We start from the raw sequence: 4,303 nt of genomic DNA on the forward strand, positions 1-4,303 counted from the left end.
TGTGGCTCAGAAAAACGCCTCCATCCCCTCCACTCTCGAAACCGCCTCGGGCGCTCGCCGCCCCGAACCCCGGCAGGATATGGTCTAGTAAAACATTCCGTCTATACTTCTCTTGCAAGCATTATATGCGCGAGAAAACAATAATGAATGGCTGTTTATTGCCGTTTTTGGGGGTTTATTGCTTGCGTTTACTGTGTGGCTGTACTATTCTTTACTTGTTGAGAGGGAATAGGCCCAAACAACAAAGCGCCCCGGTCAGTGCTCTAACACCAGACCGGGACTGCGTAGAACAGAAAAGGTGTCTTTCATGTCCGACGGTGAAAATACTGTAGCCATTTCGCCATCATCATCGCAAGGGAATGTGGAAAGGCTGCATTACTCAGATCTAACGCTTGAAGCCTTGGTGAACAATCACAGCTGGGAATACTGCGATGCACAGCACCTCCAGAATGGTGTGAAACGGCTGTTCGTAGGGATTGCTCCTGATGGAATGATGATCCCTAATGGCGCACGGTATCTTGGGGTCAATTATTCCGCAGACCCGGAAAGCCGTCGGTATATTGCACTGCATTATGGGCCTGACCTGCTTAAAGATTGGGACGGCCGGGAAGGAACGCCAGCAGAGATTGCCGCCAAAGTGAATGAATGGGCTGTGCAGTACTCTTTGACGGAGCGGGCTAAACTGGGAACCGCCTAAATCGTCCTTCAGATTAGAAACTCTCTTTTCAAAATTTATAGTGGAACAGGCAAATGTCAGGCAGTGTTAACAAGGTCATTCTGGTTGGTAATCTTGGTAAAGACCCCGAAGTGCGTCATGCACAGAGCGGCGCGAAGATCGTCTCTTTCTCGCTTGCCACCAGCGATACATGGAACGACCGCGCCTCGGGCGAAAAGCGCGACCGGACAGAATGGCACCGTGTTGTTATTTTTAACGACCGGCTGGCAGATGTAGCTGAACGCTTCCTGCGCAAAGGTCGCAAGGTCTACCTTGAAGGCGCGTTGCAAACCCGCAAATGGACCGATCAGGGCGGGCAGGAACGCTATACGACCGAAGTAATCGTGGACCGCTTCCGTGGCGAGTTGGTTCTGTTGGACAGCCGCAACACGGGCGAGAGTGGTGATGCAGGTTATGGAGCCGGGCAGGGCTACGCTCCTCGCCCCCAAGGTGGCGTAGCCAGCGGTGGCTTTGCTGCTCCGCAGGCTTCCGGTGATCTGGATGACGAAGTTCCGTTCTGAGAACCACCATGTCTGTTCGGGTTCGTGCCGTTATAGTCCGTTCCTGCACAAGCCCGCCGCACATGTGTTGCGGGCAGGGGATTACCGCCGAGCAGACAGCTTAAGTATGTGCCAGGTTTCAGTCATGATGATGAGATTGACGACCTGAACTACAAACTCATGTTGGAAATTTAACGGTAGCAACTGAGGGAGGTGGTAAGTCCTCCCTTATCTCTGGCAACGCCCAATTAAAAGAGGAATATCCGGTATGGAGGATTTCAAATCAGTGTGGAGAGAGGGGGGTGTGTGGTTCGCTTTGGCCCTCGATGGTACAGTTTACGAACTCAGCGAAGAGCAGTGGACTGATGGGGAATTGGTCTCACCGGCTCAGTGGGTTTTTAGTGAAGTTGTGAACTTCCCGTCTCTCTGATTTCTCTCTGTCGGTACGGTTCAGGCGCAGATGGAAGTTGATACATTGTTGACACTCTTGGTGCGGTGGCTGTAATCTGAGAGGAATAATGCAGAGGAAAAGTCCATGCAGGTTCTCGTTAAAAAATGGGGAAATAGCGCCTCCATTCGTATCCCATCATCTGTGATGAATGCAGTTGGCTTGCGTCTCGACCAAGCGGTCGATGTGCGGGAAGAGGCGGGCCGCATCATTATCGAGCCAGTTGTTGCCACTGAATGCGATCTGGCAGAACTGCTCGCAGGGATAACGCCTGACAACATGCATCATGAGGTCGATTTCGGCCCAGCCGTAGGCAAGGAACTGCTTTAACTATGGCTGATTATGTGCCGGATGAAGGCGATATTATCTGGTTGAATTTCACCCCACAATCAGGCCATGAGCAGGCCGGCCATAGGCCAGCTGTTGTCCTCTCGCCAGCAGCGTATAACCGCATCGGCCTGTTGCTGTGCTGTCCTCTGACTACAAAATCCAAAGGATACCCCTTTGAAGTCATGGTCGAGGGTAAAACAAAAAGCTTTGTACTCGCGGATCAGGTCAAGTCCCTCGATTGGCAAGCTCGGGGGGCCAAACGCAAAGGTCGCGTTTCTGAAACAGAACTGTCGAGTATTCGTGCTAAAGCCCGCGCCTTAATAGGTAAATGATCACTCTAAAGGATCTCGCTAATGATTGAGACCTCCACCGTGACCGACAACGTGATCGGCACCCATCCTCGGGAGGTTGTTTCTCCACGAGACAAATGGAAGCTGATCTATATTCTGCATGTATCCAAATGGTGGTCTATGGCTTTTGGTCAGTGGTCCGATGTTGAGGAAACGCGTTACGTCCTTGCACAACGCTGGAATGGTGACGAAGGGGAAAAGGGAAACCCAATCTCCAGAGGATATGCCACGTGGTTCGTCCTACCTGATGAAACCTACCCTCTCTACATCGAGAGTAGGTTCATTCCTGACGACAAACGGGAACGAATTCGGAAGTTGTTGGCACTATCTTGCCAGAAGAGAAAGAAATCATCTCTAGCAATAGCCAGGCGCAGGGATTAATAGAATTTACGTCTGGGATGCCCGGCGGATCGGCGTGCCCTCTCGTGCAGAGATACGGTTGAAAATCTCTTGAGCCCGTTTTTGTGAAACCACGTATTGATGACAGTTAGAGCAACACTGGCAGCCCTCGTGCTCCGTAACACAACGGCGATGTATGGAGTGGATCGCAACGACGTTGTCCTCTCCCGTGTTGTAAAAACAACCATCGGTCGTTTCCACAACACGAACAATATGCGCATAGCCTGTGCCGCTCTTTTCCTCAGTAGACACAATCGAAAGCCAGTGGCCATTCCGTAATCTGGAAATGGCTTTTGTCTTTAATGGGTTCACTACACTCATTCCTCTTCCGCTAACACGGCAGATAGAAAGCCACAGGAGTGTGGAATGATTTTTGGGAAAAGCCATTCCGTGCTTATGTCCACGACACACATAACAGAAGGAATTGTGTTGTGGGTGTCGTGGATAAATAAAAACACATCCGAAATAAATTGTTCTATAACATCTCAGTGATAATCCGAAGGTTGCTAATATATTAGCGGCATTCCCGGAATAAGAGTTATAGAGACTTACTTTATTCCGGGCACGCATCTGCCGGTTTCAATACCTTCTGAAATTGTATTACACCGTTCGCACGGTATGCCTCGGTGGCATTCCGTGACAGTGGACATCTCCACCCAGCCGCTTTCCCACGCGCAGCGCACGCACCGGAACAGGCCAACCATATGCTTCCCAGCCGGGTAAACACACCCGTGGTCTCCAAGATCAATCAGATGCGCAAGCTTGCGCGGCTTACGCCGCGGCCGCTTCCAACCAAAAAGGTCTCCCTGGCGGGCCACCTCAGTTGCTTCGCTCAGAAGGTTCGTTCGTCCACGTCAGAGTCCCAACCTGCTCTCCGCTCGACGTCAGGACCAGTGGCAGCACTTGTCTATCCCTGATCAGAACAGCTCCTTCAATGGTCCAGCCAGTAATTTCAGCATTATAAATCGATCCGTTACTCTGAAGCCGGGAGGCTCGAAGCTTCGGAACGTCTCGGTGTTCAACATTGAACCTTAGTATGACACGCCCGGTTGACGTGCCCTTCGCCTCAAGTTCCAGACGATCACAGTTGTTGAAGCACTCAGGCCTCGGCAATGTGGAAATCGAAGTCCCTGTGCCTGAAGGTCTGGTTCTCACATCAGGAAAATACAGGTCGTTCCGGAACGAAGTAAGCGTCTGCTTCGGACCGTTTAGCTCAAGATGGACAGTTTGAACCGTCCCATCCTTTAATGAAATTTTGGCAAATCCATATTCGGATGCCTGAGCGTTACCTGTAATAAAAAACGTAAAGAGCCCATATACCCCAAAAATTCTTAGTGTCTTGCGAATACACATCTCTTTAGATCCTCATGCCGCTTCAGGACAAAGTGTCCTAAGACCATCATCACCCATCAGGTTGTGAATACGGTTGTCGCATCAGGAATAAGGATCTGGGGCGGCTCGGCTCCGCCGAGTGCGTTCACACTAGGTTCGCTAGGCGGCAAGCCGCCAACCTCACCCGGAGCCCCCTGCGGGGTCTCCGTGCAGTCGCATACATGTTCTC

The 4,303-nt window shown here is 51.3% G+C and carries 5 protein-coding genes; all 5 read left to right on the forward strand.

What is annotated here, in order from left to right; genetic code table 11:
• The first annotated feature begins 307 nt into the window (after positions 1-307).
• Complete coding sequence (locus GOB86_RS14750) at positions 308-697, forward strand: hypothetical protein (protein ID WP_165993396.1); 390 nt, start codon at positions 308-310, stop codon at positions 695-697.
• Between the two features lie 53 nt (positions 698-750).
• Positions 751-1,236 (forward strand): single-stranded DNA-binding protein, encoded by a 486-nt coding sequence (ssb, locus tag GOB86_RS14755; protein ID WP_165993398.1) that lies wholly within the window; start codon positions 751-753, stop codon positions 1,234-1,236.
• Positions 1,237-1,750: 514 nt separating this feature from the next.
• Positions 1,751-1,993, forward strand: coding sequence for an AbrB/MazE/SpoVT family DNA-binding domain-containing protein (locus GOB86_RS14760; protein WP_165993400.1), 243 nt, complete (start codon positions 1,751-1,753; stop codon positions 1,991-1,993).
• 2 nt (positions 1,994-1,995) lie between these two features.
• The gene (mazF, locus tag GOB86_RS14765; RefSeq protein WP_165993402.1) at positions 1,996-2,325 is read left to right on the forward strand and encodes an endoribonuclease MazF; all 330 of its coding nucleotides are present in this window, start codon (positions 1,996-1,998) and stop codon (positions 2,323-2,325) included.
• Positions 2,326-2,346: 21 nt separating this feature from the next.
• Positions 2,347-2,724 carry a hypothetical protein gene (locus tag GOB86_RS14770; RefSeq protein ID WP_165993404.1) on the forward strand — a complete coding sequence of 126 codons (378 nt, stop codon included), beginning with the start codon at positions 2,347-2,349 and terminating at the stop codon, positions 2,722-2,724.
• Positions 2,725-4,303: the final 1,579 nt, after the last annotated feature.

This window comes from Acetobacter lambici, from assembly GCF_011516885.1.
In the GTDB taxonomy this organism is placed as follows: Bacteria; Pseudomonadota; Alphaproteobacteria; order Acetobacterales; family Acetobacteraceae; genus Acetobacter; species Acetobacter lambici.